The organism is Stenotrophomonas sp. GW821-FHT01H02A (genome assembly GCF_059422145.1).
Window position 1 is genome coordinate 437,717 of record NZ_JBWKWI010000002.1, and the last position, 16,478, is coordinate 454,194.

A 16,478-nucleotide genomic window follows, 5' to 3' on the forward strand; every position below is an offset into this window, starting at 1 on the left:
CGCGCAGCCTAGAGGCGCGCGCCCTGCGTAGCACCGTGGTCGGTGTCCTCGTCGTATTGCCTGTCGCGGGCGGCATACTCGTCGATGACCGCCTGGCCGATGCGGTTGAGCTCCTCGTTCAGCCGCGTACAGTTCATCGCGCCACCCACCGCAGCGAAGCGCCGCTGGATCTCCTCCGATGCCTGTGTGGCACGAGCGGCGTGGCCATCCTCGTGCACGCGGAGCGCCTGGCTGTAGCGCGTCCATTCCTGCTGAAGCGCCGCTGGCGCCGTATCCACGCCGGTCCAGCGCGGCAGCAGCATGGTGGCCTTCACCTCCATGCGCAGCGCGTCGATCCTGCAGCCGGTGCCCCGGGGCAGGTAGTTGAATCGCCAGCCCACGCGCCAGTCCACCTGGCCGTGATGACGTTTGCCGTCCTTGCCGACCGGGCCCAGCGTATTCAATGACTGGCGCAGTTCCTGGAGGCTATTGCCCGGAACATCGTAGTAGGTGACGGCCAGGTCCGGCGCAGCACTCGCATCCAGGGCGAGCAGCGCAATGGCCAGGGCAGTGCCACGGCCGATGAGGCGGCGGCCGAGTGCGGTCCGGGAAAAGAAAACGTATTCGATCACGACGCGCTCCATGCGGCAGATGAAAGAGATGCAGCGTGGACGGGGCCACGTCCATGAAAAAGGCGACCTCGCGGTCGCCTGGATCATGGATGCAATGGTGGGCCGTGATGGATTCGAACCATCGACCAAAAGATTAAAAGTCTTCTGCTCTACCAACTGAGCTAACGGCCCATTGCATCCCCGACATGACGCCGGGGGTGCGCATTCTAACGCATCTTGGCGCTCATGCGTACCCGTCCGGCATCACACGTAGTGGGTGGGATCCGGTACGCCGGCATCCGTGAAGCCCTGCGCGCGCAGGCGGCAGGCGTCGCAGTGGCCGCAGGCGCGGCCCTCGTCGTCGGCGTTGTAGCAGGACACGGTCAGGCCGAAGTCCACGCCGAGGCGGACGCCTTCACGCACGATGTCGGCCTTGCTCAGGAACTGCAGCGGCGCGTGGACCTGGATGCCCGCCCCTTCCACACCCGCCTTGGTGGCCAGGTTGGCCAGTGCCTGGAAGGCCTGGATGAATTCGGGGCGGCAATCCGGATAACCGGAATAGTCCACGGCGTTGACGCCGCAGAAGATGTCGTTGGCGCCGAGCACTTCGGCCCAGCCCAGCGCGACGGACAGCATGATGGTGTTGCGGGCCGGCACGTAAGTGACCGGGATGCCCTCGCCGCCCGCTTCGGGCACGTCGATGTCGTCGGTCAGGGCCGAGCCACCGATGCTGCGCAGGTCGACGTTGACGGTTTTGTGGGCGACCGCGCCCAGCGCGCTGGCGACCGTCGCGGCGGCATCGAGTTCGGACGTGTGGCGCTGGCCGTAGCGCACGCTCAGGGCGTGGACGGCGAAACCCTGCTCGCGGGCGATGGCGACGACGGCGGCGGAGTCCATGCCGCCGGACAGGAGGACGACTGCTTTCTTCATGGGGGTGTTTCCGGTGGTTTGCAGGGAACCAGCACGCTGTCCCGCGCCGGGTACATCAGGGAATGCCGAGGCGGCTTACCGGCCCGGCTCGTCATTCCACAGAAGCTTGTGCAGCTGCATCTGGAAGCGCACCGGCAGGCGGTCGGCGACGATCCAGTCGGCCAGCTCGCGCGGGCTGACCTCGCTCTTGCTCGGCGAGAACAACACCATGCTGCGCTCGTTGAGGCGATGCTCGCGGACCATGCCGCGGGCCCATTCGTAATCTTCGCGGCTGCACAGGACGAACTTGATCTGGTCGCGCCTGGTCAGCAGCGGCAGGTTCTCCAGGCGGTTGCGGGCCATTTCGCCGGAGCCGGGGGTTTTCAGATCGACCACCCGCGATACGCGCGGATCGACGGCGCTGACATCCAGCGCACCGGAGGTTTCCAGCGAGACGTCCAGGCCGGCATCGCAGAGCTTCTCCAGCAGCACCAGGCAGCGCTTCTGCGCCAGCGGCTCGCCACCGGTCACGCAGACGTGGTGCACGCCCTGGGCCAGCACCTCTTCCACGATCGCATCGATGTCCCACCAGGTGCCGCCATGGAAGGCGTAGGCGGTATCGCAGTACGTGCAGCGCAGCGGGCAGCCGGTCAGGCGCACGAACACGGTCGGCCAGCCGGCGGTATCGGCTTCGCCCTGCAGGGACAGGAAGATCTCGGTGATCTTCAGTCGCGGCAGCGGGGACTGCACGATCTCACTGGGGAGTGCGGCAGCAGCGGACAGGGTCGTGGTCATGGCGGTGATTCTTGACGGACGGCTTCGGAAACGACAACAGCCGGGCATGGCCCGGCACGGAAGACCGGGCAACGCCCGGTTGGCGATCAATCATTATACCGGGCCCGGCCGCCTCAGCGGCCCGGGGCGGGTTCAGCGGATCTGCTGACCCAGCCGGATCGACTGCAGACGGTCCTGCGCGGTGCGCGCGGCGTCGGAGCCGGGGTACGTGGACACGACCTGTTCCAGGGTCGCCTGGGCCTGGTCGACCTTGCCTTCGCCATACTGCGACAGGCCGATCTTGAGCAGGCCACCGGACGCCTTGTCATGGGTCGGGTAGCGCGAGATGAGGTCGCGGAACTGCGCCTCAGCCAGCGGAAAATTGCGGGTGGCGTAATAGCTTTCACCCAACCAGTACAGCGCGTTGGGGGTATAGACACCGTTGGGGTACAGCTCGAGGAAGCTCATGAACAGCTGCGCCGAGTCCTCGTATTTGCCGGCCTTGAGCGAATCGAAGGCGACATTGTAGGCCGTGCGCTCATCGCCACTGGCAGCCAGGCTGCCGGCATCGCCGTGCACGGAAGGCGGCCGCTCGGAAGCGGCCGTTGCCGGTTTCGGGGAGGCGTTTGGCGCAGGCGCGGTTGCAGCCGGGGCGGCGGGAAGCACGGGGGCTCCACCTTCCAGGCGGTTCAGGCGGCTGTCCAGGTCCAGATACTGGTCCTTGCCGGTCTGCTTGAGCTGCTCGTTGTCGTGCTGCAGCTGCTCGACCTGCGACTGCAGGGCCTGCAACTGGGTACGCAGCTGGTTGAGCTGATTGAGCATGTCCATGTTGGACTGGTTGTTGTTCGCCTGCTGCTCAAGCGCGCTGACGCGGTCGGCCAGGCTCTGGCGCTGCGCATTGGCCGGTGCGGCAGCCACGAGGGCTGCCGCAACGATCATCGATAGAAATCGAAAGCGCATCTATTACTGAGCCGTGTAGACGATCTCGACGCGACGGTTCTGCGACCAGCAGGACTCGCCCGACTCGGTGCAGACCGGACGCTCTTCACCGTAGGACACGACGGTCAGCTGCGAAGCCGAACCACCGTTGGCCTGCAGTGCCGAGGACACGCCGTTGCCACGACGCTCGCCCAGGGCCTGGTTGTACGCGCGCGAACCGCGCTCGTCGGTGTGGCCCTGCAGGGTCATGCGCGAGGACGGACGGTCACGCAGGTACTTGGCGTGGCAAGCCATGATGGCCTGGAATTCCGGCTTCACGTCTTCCTTGTCCAGGTCGAAGTACACCACGCGCTGGCGCAGGCAGGAGTCGGTATCCAGATCGCCCGGGCCGTACAGGCCGGAGGTGGACGGGCCGGTCGGAGCGGTGGTGCTGCCGGTATCCACCGGGGCAACAGGCGTTTCCTTGACCTTCTTGGAACAACCGGCCAGGGCGGCCACGGACAACAGGGAGACAAGCAGAACGCGGGTGGTCTTGTTCATGGCGATACCTTTGAGGCTCCTAAAGCCGGATGAGGGATGAATACGGCGAAATCTTAACACTCTGTTAGCGCTTTGTACGGTATGGCGACCAAGAAGGCTCGCGAACATCACCGTCCGCCAAAACCAGCCGCTGGCGCACGCGCGCATCGGCCGAAACGGCGTACAACACTCCACGACCACCCTCGCGGGCGGCGTACAACACCATGCTCGCGTTGGGCGCAAAGCTCGGCGATTCATCCAGCGATCCTGGCGACAGCGTGTTCCAGCGGGCCGAGCCCGTGCTGCTGTCCATCATCGCGATCTTGTAGGTGTTGCCGCTGCCCTGGGCGACCACCAGCTTCTTGCCGTCGTAGGACAGGCTCGGAGTGGCGTTGTAGTTGCCCTGGAAGGTCACGCGCGAGGCGCTGCCACCGCTGGAGGCGACCTGGTAGATCTGCGGGCGGCCGCCACGGTCGGAGGTGAAGTAGACGCTGCTGCCGTCCGGGCTCCAGGTCGGCTCGGTATCGATGGCGAAGTGGTTGGTCAGCTGGGTCAGCTGCTTGCTGCCCAGGTCCATCACGTAGATCTCCGGGTTGCCGCTGCGCGACAGCGACAGCGCCAGGCGACGGCCGTCCGGCGAGAACGACGGGGCGCTGTTGATGCCACGGAAGCTGGTGACCAGCTCGCGCGCGCCACTGGAGATGTTCTGGATGTAGATCGCCGAGTTGCCGCGCTCGAAGCTCACGTAGGCCAGCTTGTTGCCGTCCGGGCTCCAGCTGGGCGAGAGCAGCGGCTCGGCCGAACGCACGATGGTCTGCGGATTGAAGCCATCCGAATCGGCCACCATCAGCGCATAGCGCATGGCATCGCCCTTGCCGCTGGCGGTGACATAGGCGATGCGGGTCCAGAAGGCGCCGCGGACCCCGGTGATCTTTTCATAGATGGCGTCGGCCATCTGGTGGGCGACGTCACGCATGGCGTTGCCACGGGCGGTCATCGCCAGGCCGAGCAGGCGCTCGCCCTTGGGCACGTCGTACAGCTCGTACTCCACGCGGTAGGCACCGGCACCGGCGTCCATGACCCGGCCGACCACGATGTAGTTCTGCTTCAGCGCGCGCCAGGTGGCGAACTGGATCTCGCTGCCACGGGTCGGCTTTTCGACGATCTGCGCCTCGGGCAGGTTGCGGAACTGGCCGGAACGGTCCAGGTCGGCGCGTACCACGGCGGCCACGTCGGTCTGCGGGGCACCTGCCGAGCCTTGATACGGCATCGGCACGACCGTGATCGGCGTGGCGGAGGCGTTGCCGCCGATGATGTCGATATCCAGCCCCTTCTGCTGCGCCATGGCAGCAAAGGGCAACAACAGGGCCGCTACAACGGCAAACCAGCGAGGCATCTTCTTCATGGAGCGCTCAATAGGGGGAAACCAGAACGAGGGATAACAGGACGGCGGTGAACAGTTTCGCAATCATGAACCAAGGCAGTGTGAATTCCGAGTCACCCCTGGCGCAAATCTCACACGTCGTTAACGCGGCGGCCGGCTTCGGGCCGCCCGGGATCAATCCTGGGCGGTGAAGGTGAAGTTGATCGTGCGCGCGAACACCGATTCGAAGCCGCGGTACGGCAGCGGCTGGGCATTGAGCACCGCGGCCTCGATCGAGCGGCGGCCGGCCTCGTCGAACGGGCAGCTGCCGCTGACCTTGGCCTGGATGACCTGGCCACCCGGAATCTGGGTGATCGAGACCTGGCAGCGCTGGCCCAGCGGTACCGAATCGGGGCGGGTCCACTGCGCGGAGACCTTCTGCTGGATCGCCGCGGCGTACTTGGCGCTGAGATCGTCGCTGGTCCCCCCTGCCCCGGCCGCCGGCTTGGCGGCACCGGTCGCACCGGCGGTGGAGGCCGAGGCACTGGCCGCACGCGCGGCCGTGACCTGGCGCAGCTTCTGCTCGGCCAGCTTGGCTTCGTTCTCGGCCTGGGCGCGCTTGCGGCGGATCTCGGCCAGCTTCTTGTCACGCTCGGCCTCGGCCTTGGCGTCGTTGGCCTTCTGCTCCTGCTCGGCGAGCTTCTTCTTCAGCTCGGCTTCTTCCTGCTGCTTGGCCAGGCGCAGCTTCTGCTCGGCCTGTTCCTGGCGCTTGCGCTCGGTCAGATCGATCTGTTCCTGGCGGCGCTTGGCTTCCTGCTCCTGCTTGGCCTTTTCAGCCGAGATCGCCAGCGCGTTGACCGCTTCCTGGTCGACCGTGTCGGGCTGGGCGATGCGTTCCTGCGCCTGCGACTGCTGCGGCGTGGGCGCATCCTGCGGGCGCGGCTCGGGCAAGGGCTGCGGCGGCGGTACCGTGTCTTCCGGAATCGGTTCGGGCTCGGCCACCGGTTCGGGCAGGTCCGGCAGCGATTCGGAGGCCCGCAAGGCCTGCCGCGCGGCCGAGGCTTCGGACGCGGACAGCTGCAGGCTGGCCTCGATCGCCGGATCGCCGGCGGCCGCTTCGGTGGTGCGCTGCGGCGACCACAACCAGGCGGCGATGAAGATCAGCGCCAACAGCAGGTGCACGCCGAGCGCCAGCGCGATCGGCAGACCCCACTTCTCTTCAGGCTGACGCTGCGGTGGCAGGGCTTCAGCGTGCATCGGTCGCCAGGCCCACCTTTTCCACGTTGGCGCGCTTGATCACGTCCATGGCCGCGACCACCTTTTCATAGGCCACGGCCTTGTCGGCAGCGACGATCACGCGCAGGTTCTTGTCCTGCGAGGAAAGCGCGGACAGCTGGGCCTGCAGGCGGGTCGCATCCATCGGTTCGGGGTCCTTGGCCTCGGGCAGCTTCAGGCTCAACTGGCCATCCAGGCGGACGGACACGATCACCGGATCCTGCTTGCTCTCCAGCGCCTTGGCCTGGGAGGTCGGCAGATCCACTTCAAAGCTCAGCGTGAGCAGCGGCGCGGTCACCATGAAGATGATGAGCAGCACCAGCATGACGTCGATGTACGGCACGACGTTGATTTCGGATTTGAGCTTTCGGCGCTTGCGGCGGCCAATGGCTGCGGTCATGGCAGGACTCCTGTGCTGGGCGCTTACTCGTCGCCCGCGGTCTGGCGCTGCAGGATCGAGCTGAACTCTTCTGCGAAGGTTTCAAAGCGCACCGACATGCGCTCCACGCGGGTGGTGAAGCGGTTGTAGGCCCACACCGCCGGAATCGCCACGAACAGGCCGATGGCGGTGGCGAACAGGGCTTCGGAGATGCCCGGGGCGACCGAGGCGATACCGGCCTGCTCGCCGCTGTTGATCATGTCGTGCATGGTCACCATGATGCCGAACACGGTGCCGACCAGGCCCACGTACGGCGCGGTCGAACCGATGTTGGCCAGCAGCTCCAGGCTGCGCTCCATCTGGTCCACTTCACGGGTGTAGGTGGTGCGCATGGCGCGCTGGGCGCCTTCCAGCTGCGCACGGCCATCCAGGCGGCGCTTGTCGCGCAGGCGGGTGAACTCGCGGAAACCCGATTCGAAGATCGCTTCAAGGCCGCCCACCTGGCGGTTGCGGTCGGTCGCCGAGCTGTACAGCTTGCCCAGGTCCGCACCGGACCAGAAGCGGCTCTCGAACTCATCGGCGGCGCGGTTGGCGGCATTGAACACACGCGCCTTGCGGAAGATGATCACCCAGCTGATGAACGAGCCGGCCAGCAGCAGCAGCACGATGATCTTCACCGGAATGCTGGCCTTGACCATCAGGTCCAGGTAATTGATGCCACCGCCGTGCGCGGCTTGGGCGACAGTCTGCGCCGCGGCGCTGGTGACTTCCTGCGGCAGCGCTTCGGTCACCGTGGCCTGCAGGGCCAGGAGCATTGCGATCATCCGTTGTTCCTCAGTGTGCGGATTCTGGAAATTCGAGGTGTTTCAGCGCGGCATGCAGTGCATCGTCCATGCCACGCGGTTTGAAGGTGGCTGCATCGAGCGCGGCGATCTTCACCTGCGCGGTCAGCAGTGTTTCCTCGCCCCGGCACACGGCCTGGGCGAACACCATGCTGGCGCGCTTGCACTGCACCAGCGTGGCGGTGACCGCCAGCGCATCGTCCAGCCGCGCCGGCTTGAGGAAATCCATGGTCATGCTGCGCACTGCGAACACCAGGCCATGGTCGCAGCGCATGCGCTCCTGACCATACCCCAGCGCGCGCATCCATTCAGTCCGCGCCCGTTCCATGAAGGCCACGTAGCGGGCGTGGTACACCACCCCGCCAGCGTCGGTATCTTCCCAGTAAATGCGTGTCGGCCAACTGAATCGGGGCTCAACCCGGGGATCAACCGACATCCGGGACCTCCGCGAACAGGTCGGCCGGCGGATTCTTCGGCTTCAGGCCCATGTGCCGGTAGGCCTTGTGCGTGCACATGCGGCCGCGCGCGGTCCGGATCAGGAAGCCCTGCTGGATCAGGTACGGCTCGACCACGTCTTCCAGCGTGCCGCGCTCTTCGGACAGGGCGGCGGCCAGCGACTCGATGCCGACCGGACCACCATCGAAGTAATCGACCATGGTCCGCAGCAGGCGCCGATCGAGCTCGTCGAAGCCCTCCGGGTCGACCTTGAGCATCTGCATCGCGGCCTGGGCGACGTCCTGGTCGATGTGGCCGGCCGCTTTCACCTGGGCGAAGTCGCGCACACGGCGCAGCAGCCGGTTGGCGATACGCGGGGTGCCACGCGAGCGCCGGGCGATCTCGGCCGCGCCTTCGGCGGTGCAGTCGATGTTGAGGATGCTGGCCGAGCGCCGGACGATCCTGGTCAGCTCTTCCGGCGTATAGAACTCCAGCCGGTGCACAATCCCGAAGCGGTCGCGCAGCGGCGCGGTCAGCAGGCCCGCACGGGTGGTCGCGCCGATCAGCGTGAACGGCGGCAGGTCGATCTTGATCGAGCGGGCCGCAGGGCCCTCGCCGATCATGATGTCGATCTGGAAATCTTCCATCGCCGGGTACAGCACTTCTTCCACGACCGGCGACAGGCGGTGGATTTCATCGATGAACAGCACGTCGTGCGGCTGCAGGTTGGTCAGCAGGGCGGCCAGGTCACCGGCCTTCTCGATCACCGGCCCGGAGGTGACGCGCAGCGCGACCCCCAGCTCGTTGGCGATCACGTGGCTCAAGGTGGTCTTGCCCAGGCCAGGCGGGCCGAAGATCAGCACGTGGTCCAGCGCATCGCCGCGGGTCTTGGCCGCTTCGATGTAGATCGACAGCTGTTCGCGCACCGGGGCCTGGCCGAGGTAATCGGCCATGCGCTTGGGGCGGATGCTGGCGTCGGTGCTGTCGTCCTCGCGGGTCGCCACGGCACCGATGATGCGGTCGTCAGTCATGTGTGGATTATGCGGCAAAAGGAACGCGATCCGCGCTCCGGGGAGTGCCGGCCGCTGACCGGCTCCGCACGATGCAGGCGTCATGGGGAGCCGGCCAGCGGCCGGCACTACCGGGAACGCATCGGAGGGGCGCGCCGAAGGCGCGGGGATCAGGTGGAATGCGCCCGGGACCCAAGGTTTGCGCAGCAAACCTTGGGCCGCAGGTGGAGATCTGACTTCGTCAGATCTCCACCTGCGCGCCCAGTTCCACCAGCCGATTCCCCGGAATCCGGAAGAACCCGGTCGCCGGGGCCGCGTTGCGGTGCATCAGCGCGAACAGCTTGTCGCGCCAGATCGGCATGCCGCGGTTGGCGGTGGCCACGATGGTCTCGCGGCTGGCGAAGAAGGTGGTGTCCATCGGGTCGAAATAGATCCCGCCGTGGTCGCACGAGCGCATCAGCGCCAGCGGCACGTCCGGGGTCTCCATGAAGCCGAAGCGCACGTAGATCCGGTAGAACTCATCGCCCACCGACTCGATCTTCAGGCGCTGGCCCGAAGGCGCATACGGCACCGGCAGGGTCACCACGTGCAGGAACACGTTGCGCTCGTGCAGCACCTTGTTGTGCTTGAGGTTGTGCATCAGCGCATGCGGGGCCACCGAGGGGTCGGCGGTCAGGAACACCGCGGTGCCCGGCACCCGCACCGGCGGGGCCAGCATCAGGCCCGGCAGGAAGGTGTCGATCCGGATGCCGTCCTTGCGGATCTCATCGCGCAGCAGCTCGCGGCCACGGCGCCAGGTACGCATCATGGTGAACAGCACGATGCCCAGCACCACCGGGAACCACGCGCCCTGCAGCAGCTTGGCGCCATTGGCGATCACGAAGCCCAGGTCGATGACGAAGAACACCACGCACAGCGGGATGATCCAGTTGCGCGCCTTCGGCCACAGCGCGCGGGCGACCAGCGCCAGCAGCAGGGTATCGATCAGCATGGTGGCCGACACCGAGATGCCGTAGGCCACCGCCAGGTTGGACGAACTGCGGAAGGCCAGCACCAGGCCGATCACCATCACCGCGATGCCCCAGTTGATGCCCGGGATGTAGATCTGGCCGATGGTGTCGTGCGAGGTATGGGTGATGCGCATGCGCGGGATGTAGCCCAGCTGCATGGCCTGGCGCGAAACCGAGAACGCACCGGTGATCACCGACTGCGAGGCGATCACCGCCGCCATCGTGGCCAGCACGATCATCGGATACAGGCCCCACTCCGGCACCGCCTCGAAAAACGGGTTCTTGACCGCTTCCGGGTGCTTCAGCACCAAGGCACCCTGCCCGAGGTAATTCAGCACCAGGCACGGCAGCACGAAGTAGTACCAGGCATGGCGGATCGGCTTGGCGCCGAAATGGCCCATGTCCGCGTACAGCGCTTCGCCGCCGGTCACCGCCAGCACCACCGCGCCGAGGATGAAGATGCCGTGCCAGCCATGTTCCATGAAGAAGCGCAGCGCCCACATTGGATTGAAAGCTTTGAGCACTTCCGGCGCATCGACGATGTTCCAGATGCCGATCGCGGCCAGCGACAGGAACCAGATCGAGGTGATCGGGCCGAACAGCTTGCCGATCTTGGCCGTGCCGAAGCGCTGCACGGCGAATACCGCCAGCAGCACCACCACGGTGATCGGCACGATGAAGTTGTGCAGGCCCGGGGCGGCGACCTCCAGGCCTTCGACCGCACCAAGCACGGAAATGGCCGGGGTGATCACGCCGTCGCCGAAAAACAGCGAAGCGCCGAAGATGCCCAGGATGCCCACCACGTAGGCCGAGCGCGATCCGTTGCGCAGGGTGCGCTGGGTCAGCGCCATCAACGCCATGATGCCGCCCTCGCCGTCATTGTCGGCACGCATGATGATGGTGACGTACTTGAGCGTCACCACGATGTTCAGTGCCCAGAACGCCAGCGAGAGCACGCCCAGCACGGTGTCGTGGTCGCTGTTGAGACCGTAGTGCGGGGAGAACGCTTCTTTCAGCGTATACAGCGGGCTGGTGCCGATGTCGCCGAACACCACGCCGATGGCGCCGATCATCAGCGCCATGCCGCCGGCCGCCGGCGCGTGGCCGTGCGGGGCCTGGCCGTCGCTGTGCTGGGGGGAAGTGGTGGACATGGGGCTCCGGGCGGACGCGGTCGGTATCGGATCAGGAACAGGCGCGCGCGATCAGCGCAGCGCAGCCTGCAGGGCTTTGCGGATGACCGTGGCGACATCGTCGCCCTCGGCGTTGGCGTCGCGCGCCATGCGCGCGGCCTCGGTCGGCTTGTAACCCAGCTGCTGCAGGGCCACGGTCGCCTCGGAGACCGGATCGGTGGCCGGCGCCGCACCGGCGATCGGTGCCCCGCCGCCGCCGAAATTGGCCGCGCGGTCGCGCAGCTCCAGCACCATGCGCTCGGCGGTCTTCTTGCCGATGCCCGGGATGCGGGTCAGCGCGGTGATGTCACCGGCCTGCAGCATCCGCGCGAACTCGTCCACGCTGACCCCGGAGAGCACCGCCAGCGCGATCTTGGCGCCGATCCCGCTGACCTTCTGCACGTCGCGGAACAGGCGGCGCTCACCCTCGCGCAGGAAACCGTACAGCGAGACGCTGTCTTCCTTCTGCGCGTAATGGGTGAACAGGGTGACCTCGCGGCCCAGCTCGGGCAGGTCGTAGAAGGTGCTCATCGGCGCCTCCAGTTCGTAACCGACGCCATTGACGTCGACCATGAGCCACGGCGGCGCCTTGTAGGCCACGATCCCGCGCAGACGACCAATCATGCAGTTTTCCTCATTTCCGGCTCCAGGCCTGGCGTGCATTGACGCCCAGGCGCAGCGCCGTGGCCCGGACATGGGCGTGGGTGATCGCCACGGCCAACGCATCGGCAGCGTCGGCCTGCAGCTTGGTTTTCAGGTTGAGCATGAGCCCGACCATGTGTTGGACCTGTTGTTTTTCCGCGCCACCGCGGCCGACCACGGCCAGCTTGATCTCGGTGGCGGCGTATTCGCTGACCGGCAGGTCGCGCATCACCACGGCCGAGATCGCCGCGCCGCGCGCCTGGCCCAGCTTCAGGGCCGAATCCGGGTTGCGCGCCATGAACACTTTTTCGATGGCCACTTCGTCCGGGCGGTATTCCTCGACCAAGGCGGTCAGGCCCACGACCAGCAGCTTCATGCGCTGCGGGAAGTCATCCGCGCCCAGCAGCACCAGCGGCAGGTGGTGGACATGGACCACCTTGCCGGCGGCGTCCACATCAATGATGCCCACCCCGGTGCGCTGCGAACCGGGGTCGATGCCGAGGATGCGCGTCATGCGGCACGCACACGGCCGCCCGCGGCCCGGAAAGGACACATGCGGCGGGGATAACAGGGAACGGCTGGAGTCATCATGGTCCGCATTGTCCGCTCACCGGTCGCGCAAAGCGACCGGTGAAAGGCCCGCTCAGGCGTAGGCGTCCGCGCCGAGATCGGCGTTGGAGAACACGTCCTGTACATCGTCCAGGTCTTCGAGCATGTCCAGCAGCTTCTTGACCTGCAGGGCGGTATCGCCCTCGACCTTGATGTCGTTGTCGGCGCGGAAAGTGATTTCAGCGTGGTCCGGCTTGAAACCGGCCGCTTCCATCGCATCCTTGACCGCGTGGTAGCCGTCGGCGGCGGTGAGCACATCGATCGCGCCGTCTTCCGGGTAGACCACGATGTCGTCCGCGCCGGCCTCGATCGCCGCCTCGGTGACGGCCTCTTCGTCCGCACCGGCGGCGAAGTGCAGCACCCCCAGGCGCTTGAACATGAAGGCCACCGAGCCTTCGGTGCCCATGTTGCCGCCGCACTTGCTGAACGCATGGCGGACATCGGCCACGGTGCGCACGCGGTTGTCGGTCAGGCAGTCCACGATCACGGCCACGCCACCGGGCGCATAGCCCTCGTAGCGGATCTCCTCGTACTCGACGCCTTCCAGCTCACCGGTCGCCTTCTTGATGGCGCGCTCGATCACGTCCTTGGACATGTTCGAGGACAGGCCCTTGTCCATGGCCACCCGCAGGCGCGGGTTGTTGTTGGGGTCGCCTCCACCGCCGCGCGTGGCAACGCCGATCTCGCGGATGATCTTGGTGAAAATCTTGCCGCGCTTCGCGTCAGACGCGTTTTTGCGGTTCTCGATGGAGGGGCCTCTACCCATGGGGTGACTCTCGTGCTTCTGTCAGGAACAGGGCGCGAATTCTACCTGATCCGCCGGCCGGCCCGTGTCAGTGCCGGGCCCGCTCAGGCGGCGTGGGCCGCATCATCGCGCCGGAACCGGCCGTCGCGCAGGAAGGCGGCGGTCTGCCGCGCGGCATCGGGCGAAAACACCAGCCCGCTGTGGCTGGCCGGGATCACGCAGTGGTCGGCCAGGCCCGGCAGCTGCGTCTCATCCAGCGCCACGGTGCCATCGGAGGCATCGCCACAGGCACCCAGCAGGCTGCCCAACCCATGCGGGACCGACCCGGCGATCAGGCCGACCTGCGCCCTGCCCTCCCAGGCCGGCAGGCCATCAAGCAGCAGTTCCGAGCTGCGCCCGAGCGCCAGCGACCAGCCGTGATCGCTCAGGGAACGGGCGGTCACGCTGCCGCGCAGCGGCGAGCCCAGGCAGACCACCCGCGACACCGGCAGCTCCGGCGCGCGCCGCAGGGCCTCCAGCGCGACCAGTCCGCCCAGGCTGTGCCCGACCAGGGAGACCGGGCCGCTGTCCTTGAGCCGCTCCAGCAGCTGCGGCACCGCAACCTCCGGGCCACCGAACACACTGGAGTACCCGAAGGTATCCACGGCGAAGCCGCGCGCGCGCAGGCGCCAGGCCAGGGGGCCGACCCAGGCGCGCGCATTCCAGATGCCATGCAGCAGTAAAACGGGGGGATTCATGATGTCAGCCTAGCCCGTTGGGCTGGGCGCCTGCAGAAGGAAACAGCGTCATTAGACGAATGGACCAGCCAACGGCAGGTGAAGCCGTCGTGGGCCGTGGGCCGCGAAGATGCGGTGCTCAGGCGGCCGTGGGCGGTCGGCGCAGGATGAACTCGAGGTCGCGCACGCTGCCGACCGGGAACTCGTAGGTGCCGACCTTGCTGAAGCCGTAGCGGGCATAGAAGCGCTGGGCGCCGAAGTTCTCCGACCACACGCCCAGCCACAGCGTGCGTGGGCCTTCGCGCTCCAGCCAGGCCAGCGCGGTTTCGAACAGGCGGCTGCCCCAGCCACAGCTCTGCTGCGCCTTGATCAGGTACAGGCGCTTGAGTTCGCCATCGCCGGGCTGCACCTCGGCATGCGGCAACCCACAGGGACCGGCGGCGGCGTGGCCCACGGCGACGCCATCCAGCTCCAGCAGCCAGACCGCGTAATCGGGGTGTTCAAGAATGATGCGCTGGCGCTCCGCCGGGTACGCCTCGTCGAGGAAGGCCTGCAGATCTTCCGGCGGATACAGGTGGCCGAAGGTTTCCACGAACGTGCGCGTGGCCAGCACCGACAGGGTCTGGGCGTCGTCCGGGGTAGCGCGGCGGATGGTGTAGCGGCCTGGGGTCACGGCGAGGGCATTGGCGACGGGGTGGTCGCCAATTTACCTGAAGCCGGCCCGCCGTTGATCACGGCCGGTGCGGCGGTACCGACCGTTGGTCGGCCGGTACCGGCCAAACCTTATTCCTTGACCGCGCGCGGACGGACCTGGACATGCACTTCGGCCAGCTGCTCGTCCGGGATCGGCGACGGGGCGCCGGTCATCAGGCACTGCGCGCCGGTGGTCTTCGGGAACGGAATGACGTCGCGGATCGACTCGGTGCCGGCCATCAGCGCCGCGATACGGTCGATGCCGAAGGCGATGCCACCGTGCGGCGGCGCGCCGAATCGCAGCGCATCGAGCAGGAAGCCGAACTTGCCCTCGGCCTCTTCGGCACCGATGCCCAGCAGTTCGAACACCGCGCTCTGCATGTCCGAGCGGTGGATACGGATCGAACCACCGCCGATCTCGTTGCCGTTGAGCACCATGTCGTAGCCGCGCGACACGGCGGTCTTCGCATTCGCGCGCAGGTCGGCGATGTCGTCCACCGCCGGGGCGGTGAAGGGGTGATGCAGGGCGACGTAGCGCTGGGCTTCCTCGTCGTACTCGAACATCGGGAAATCGGTGACCCACAGCGGCGCCCAGCCGGCGGCGACCAGGTTGAAGTCCTTGCCGGCCTTCAGGCGCAGGGCACCCATGAAATCGGAGACCTTGTTGTAGCCACCGGCGCCGAAGAACACGATGTCGCCGTTGCCGGCACCCACGTGCGCGACCAGGGCGGCGAAGGCCTCTTCGCTGAAGAACTTGGCGATCGGCGAGCTGACTTCACCGCTCTCGCTGATCTTGATGTAGGCCAGGCCCTTGGCGCCGTACTTGGCGGCATGCGCGGCGTATTCGTCGATCTGCTTGCGCGACAGGCTGGCACCGCCCGGGATGCGCAGCGCGGCCACGCGGCCGTCGGCATCGTTGGCGGCCGCGGTGAACACCGGGAATTCACTGGTCTTGACCAGGTCGGCCACGTCCACCAGCTCCAGCGCGATGCGCAGGTCCGGCTTGTCCGAACCATAGCGACGCATCGCCTCGGCCCAGGTCATGCGCGGGAAGCTGGCGACCAGCTCCACGTCCACCACTTCCTTGAAGATGGCGCGGATCATGGTCTCCACGAAGTCCTGCACGTCGCGCTCGCGCACGAAGGCGAACTCCATGTCCAGCTGGGTGAATTCCAGCTGGCGGTCGGCACGCAGGGCTTCATCGCGGAAGCAGCGCGCGATCTGGTAGTAGCGGTCGAAGCCGGCCACCATCAGGATCTGCTTGAACAGCTGCGGGCTCTGCGGCAGGGCGTAGAACTCGCCCGGATGCATGCGCGCCGGCACCAGGAAGTCGCGGGCGCCCTCCGGGGTGGCCTTGGTCAGGATCGGGGTTTCGATGTCCTGGAAACCGGTGGCGTCCAGGTGGCGGCGCAGCGCCTGCACCAGCTTGATGCGGGTGCGCTGCATGCGCTGCATTTCCGGGCGGCGCAGATCCAGGTAACGGTACTTCAGGCGGGTTTCTTCGCCCGGGTTCTCGTGCGCGTGGAACGGCAGCGGCTCGGCCTTGTTGAGGATGGTGATGGCGGTGGCGATCACTTCCACGCTGCCGGTGCGGAGCTTGTCATTGGCCGCATGCCGCGCGCGCACCACGCCTTCGACCTGCAGCACGTCCTCGTAGCCCAGGCTGGCGGCCACGGCGAACACGGCCGCGTTGTCGACTTCCACCGTCACCTGCACGATGCCTTCATGATCGCGCAGATCGATGAAGCACACGCCGCCCTGGTTGCGGGCAACGTCGGTCCAGCCGGCGAGGGTAACGGTTTGGCCAATCAGGGTCTCGTCGACCAGGCCACAGAAGTGGGTACGCATGGGGGTAAAGC

General features: G+C 66.9%; 18 protein-coding genes and 1 tRNA gene. All 19 read right to left on the reverse strand.

Features of this window, described 5'->3' with window-relative positions; translation table 11 throughout:
* Nucleotides 1–8 precede the first annotated feature (8 nt).
* The 19 genes from AC07WC_RS05275 to aspS all read right to left on the reverse strand — a co-directional run bounded on the left by AC07WC_RS05275 (nucleotide 9) and on the right by aspS (nucleotide 16,467).
* A complete protein-coding gene (locus AC07WC_RS05275; protein WP_495209062.1) occupies nucleotides 9–611 on the reverse strand; it encodes a DUF922 domain-containing Zn-dependent protease in 603 nt (200 codons plus the stop codon).
* A gap of 95 nt (nucleotides 612–706) precedes the next feature.
* Nucleotides 707–782 (reverse strand) — tRNA-Lys (locus tag AC07WC_RS05280).
* Between the two features lie 72 nt (nucleotides 783–854).
* Nucleotides 855–1,520: a 7-cyano-7-deazaguanine synthase QueC gene (queC, locus tag AC07WC_RS05285; RefSeq protein ID WP_495209063.1), complete on the reverse strand. Its 666-nt coding sequence runs from the start codon at nucleotides 1,518–1,520 to the stop codon at nucleotides 855–857.
* Nucleotides 1,521–1,595: 75 nt separating this feature from the next.
* On the reverse strand, nucleotides 1,596–2,294 hold the full coding sequence (gene queE, locus AC07WC_RS05290) for a 7-carboxy-7-deazaguanine synthase QueE (RefSeq protein WP_495209064.1): 699 nt from the start codon (nucleotides 2,292–2,294) through the stop codon (nucleotides 1,596–1,598).
* Between the two features lie 132 nt (nucleotides 2,295–2,426).
* On the reverse strand, nucleotides 2,427–3,233 hold the full coding sequence (ybgF, locus tag AC07WC_RS05295; RefSeq protein WP_495209065.1) for a tol-pal system protein YbgF: 807 nt from the start codon (nucleotides 3,231–3,233) through the stop codon (nucleotides 2,427–2,429).
* Nucleotides 3,234–3,236: 3 nt separating this feature from the next.
* Nucleotides 3,237–3,752 (reverse strand): peptidoglycan-associated lipoprotein Pal, encoded by a 516-nt coding sequence (pal, locus tag AC07WC_RS05300; RefSeq protein ID WP_088433905.1) that lies wholly within the window; start codon nucleotides 3,750–3,752, stop codon nucleotides 3,237–3,239.
* 64 nt (nucleotides 3,753–3,816) lie between these two features.
* The gene (gene tolB, locus AC07WC_RS05305; RefSeq protein ID WP_176988420.1) at nucleotides 3,817–5,136 is read right to left on the reverse strand and encodes a Tol-Pal system beta propeller repeat protein TolB; all 1,320 of its coding nucleotides are present in this window, start codon (nucleotides 5,134–5,136) and stop codon (nucleotides 3,817–3,819) included.
* 153 nt (nucleotides 5,137–5,289) lie between these two features.
* Nucleotides 5,290–6,351 (reverse strand): cell envelope integrity protein TolA, encoded by a 1,062-nt coding sequence (tolA, locus tag AC07WC_RS05310; RefSeq protein WP_495209066.1) that lies wholly within the window; start codon nucleotides 6,349–6,351, stop codon nucleotides 5,290–5,292.
* Nucleotides 6,341–6,769: a protein TolR gene (gene tolR / locus AC07WC_RS05315; RefSeq protein WP_495209067.1), complete on the reverse strand. Its 429-nt coding sequence runs from the start codon at nucleotides 6,767–6,769 to the stop codon at nucleotides 6,341–6,343. Before tolR ends, tolA begins: the two co-directional genes overlap by 11 nt.
* 23 nt (nucleotides 6,770–6,792) lie before the next feature.
* Nucleotides 6,793–7,572 carry a protein TolQ gene (gene tolQ, locus AC07WC_RS05320; RefSeq protein ID WP_019185221.1) on the reverse strand — a complete coding sequence of 260 codons (780 nt, stop codon included), beginning with the start codon at nucleotides 7,570–7,572 and terminating at the stop codon, nucleotides 6,793–6,795.
* Between the two features lie 10 nt (nucleotides 7,573–7,582).
* Nucleotides 7,583–8,026, reverse strand: coding sequence for a tol-pal system-associated acyl-CoA thioesterase (gene ybgC / locus AC07WC_RS05325; RefSeq protein WP_495209068.1), 444 nt, complete (start codon nucleotides 8,024–8,026; stop codon nucleotides 7,583–7,585).
* Nucleotides 8,016–9,056: a Holliday junction branch migration DNA helicase RuvB gene (gene ruvB, locus AC07WC_RS05330; protein WP_495209069.1), complete on the reverse strand. Its 1,041-nt coding sequence runs from the start codon at nucleotides 9,054–9,056 to the stop codon at nucleotides 8,016–8,018. The genes ybgC and ruvB overlap by 11 nt, the downstream gene beginning before the upstream one ends.
* Nucleotides 9,057–9,276: 220 nt before the next feature.
* Nucleotides 9,277–11,196, reverse strand: a complete 1,920-nt coding sequence (locus AC07WC_RS05335; protein ID WP_495209070.1) for a potassium transporter Kup — start codon at nucleotides 11,194–11,196, stop codon at nucleotides 9,277–9,279.
* A gap of 51 nt (nucleotides 11,197–11,247) precedes the next feature.
* Nucleotides 11,248–11,838, reverse strand: coding sequence for a Holliday junction branch migration protein RuvA (ruvA, locus tag AC07WC_RS05340; RefSeq protein WP_088433901.1), 591 nt, complete (start codon nucleotides 11,836–11,838; stop codon nucleotides 11,248–11,250).
* Nucleotides 11,839–11,848: 10 nt separating this feature from the next.
* Complete coding sequence (gene ruvC / locus AC07WC_RS05345) at nucleotides 11,849–12,370, reverse strand: crossover junction endodeoxyribonuclease RuvC (RefSeq protein WP_121039160.1); 522 nt, start codon at nucleotides 12,368–12,370, stop codon at nucleotides 11,849–11,851.
* Between the two features lie 129 nt (nucleotides 12,371–12,499).
* Nucleotides 12,500–13,231 (reverse strand): YebC/PmpR family DNA-binding transcriptional regulator, encoded by a 732-nt coding sequence (locus AC07WC_RS05350; RefSeq protein WP_495209071.1) that lies wholly within the window; start codon nucleotides 13,229–13,231, stop codon nucleotides 12,500–12,502.
* A gap of 83 nt (nucleotides 13,232–13,314) precedes the next feature.
* Nucleotides 13,315–13,947: an esterase/lipase family protein gene (locus AC07WC_RS05355; RefSeq protein ID WP_259259404.1), complete on the reverse strand. Its 633-nt coding sequence runs from the start codon at nucleotides 13,945–13,947 to the stop codon at nucleotides 13,315–13,317.
* Between the two features lie 118 nt (nucleotides 13,948–14,065).
* Nucleotides 14,066–14,599, reverse strand: coding sequence for a GNAT family N-acetyltransferase (locus tag AC07WC_RS05360; RefSeq protein WP_495209072.1), 534 nt, complete (start codon nucleotides 14,597–14,599; stop codon nucleotides 14,066–14,068).
* Nucleotides 14,600–14,709: 110 nt separating this feature from the next.
* Nucleotides 14,710–16,467, reverse strand: a complete 1,758-nt coding sequence (gene aspS / locus AC07WC_RS05365; RefSeq protein WP_495209073.1) for an aspartate--tRNA ligase — start codon at nucleotides 16,465–16,467, stop codon at nucleotides 14,710–14,712.
* Nucleotides 16,468–16,478 lie beyond the last annotated feature (11 nt).

Coding starts and splice junctions, on each gene's coding strand:
- queC (WP_495209063.1), bottom strand. CDS start 1,520: ATGAAGAAAGCAGTCGTCCTCCTGTCCGGCGGCATGGACTCCGCCGCC.
- queE (WP_495209064.1), bottom strand. CDS start 2,294: ATGACCACGACCCTGTCCGCTGCTGCCGCACTCCCCAGTGAGATCGTG.
- ybgF (WP_495209065.1), bottom strand. CDS start 3,233: ATGCGCTTTCGATTTCTATCGATGATCGTTGCGGCAGCCCTCGTGGCT.
- pal (WP_088433905.1), bottom strand. CDS start 3,752: ATGAACAAGACCACCCGCGTTCTGCTTGTCTCCCTGTTGTCCGTGGCC.
- tolB (WP_176988420.1), bottom strand. CDS start 5,136: ATGAAGAAGATGCCTCGCTGGTTTGCCGTTGTAGCGGCCCTGTTGTTG.
- tolA (WP_495209066.1), bottom strand. CDS start 6,351: ATGCACGCTGAAGCCCTGCCACCGCAGCGTCAGCCTGAAGAGAAGTGG.
- tolR (WP_495209067.1), bottom strand. CDS start 6,769: ATGACCGCAGCCATTGGCCGCCGCAAGCGCCGAAAGCTCAAATCCGAA.
- tolQ (WP_019185221.1), bottom strand. CDS start 7,572: ATGATCGCAATGCTCCTGGCCCTGCAGGCCACGGTGACCGAAGCGCTG.
- ybgC (WP_495209068.1), bottom strand. CDS start 8,026: ATGTCGGTTGATCCCCGGGTTGAGCCCCGATTCAGTTGGCCGACACGC.
- ruvB (WP_495209069.1), bottom strand. CDS start 9,056: ATGACTGACGACCGCATCATCGGTGCCGTGGCGACCCGCGAGGACGAC.
- AC07WC_RS05335 (WP_495209070.1), bottom strand. CDS start 11,196: ATGTCCACCACTTCCCCCCAGCACAGCGACGGCCAGGCCCCGCACGGC.
- ruvA (WP_088433901.1), bottom strand. CDS start 11,838: ATGATTGGTCGTCTGCGCGGGATCGTGGCCTACAAGGCGCCGCCGTGG.
- ruvC (WP_121039160.1), bottom strand. CDS start 12,370: ATGACGCGCATCCTCGGCATCGACCCCGGTTCGCAGCGCACCGGGGTG.
- AC07WC_RS05350 (WP_495209071.1), bottom strand. CDS start 13,231: ATGGGTAGAGGCCCCTCCATCGAGAACCGCAAAAACGCGTCTGACGCG.
- AC07WC_RS05355 (WP_259259404.1), bottom strand. CDS start 13,947: ATGAATCCCCCCGTTTTACTGCTGCATGGCATCTGGAATGCGCGCGCC.
- aspS (WP_495209073.1), bottom strand. CDS start 16,467: ATGCGTACCCACTTCTGTGGCCTGGTCGACGAGACCCTGATTGGCCAA.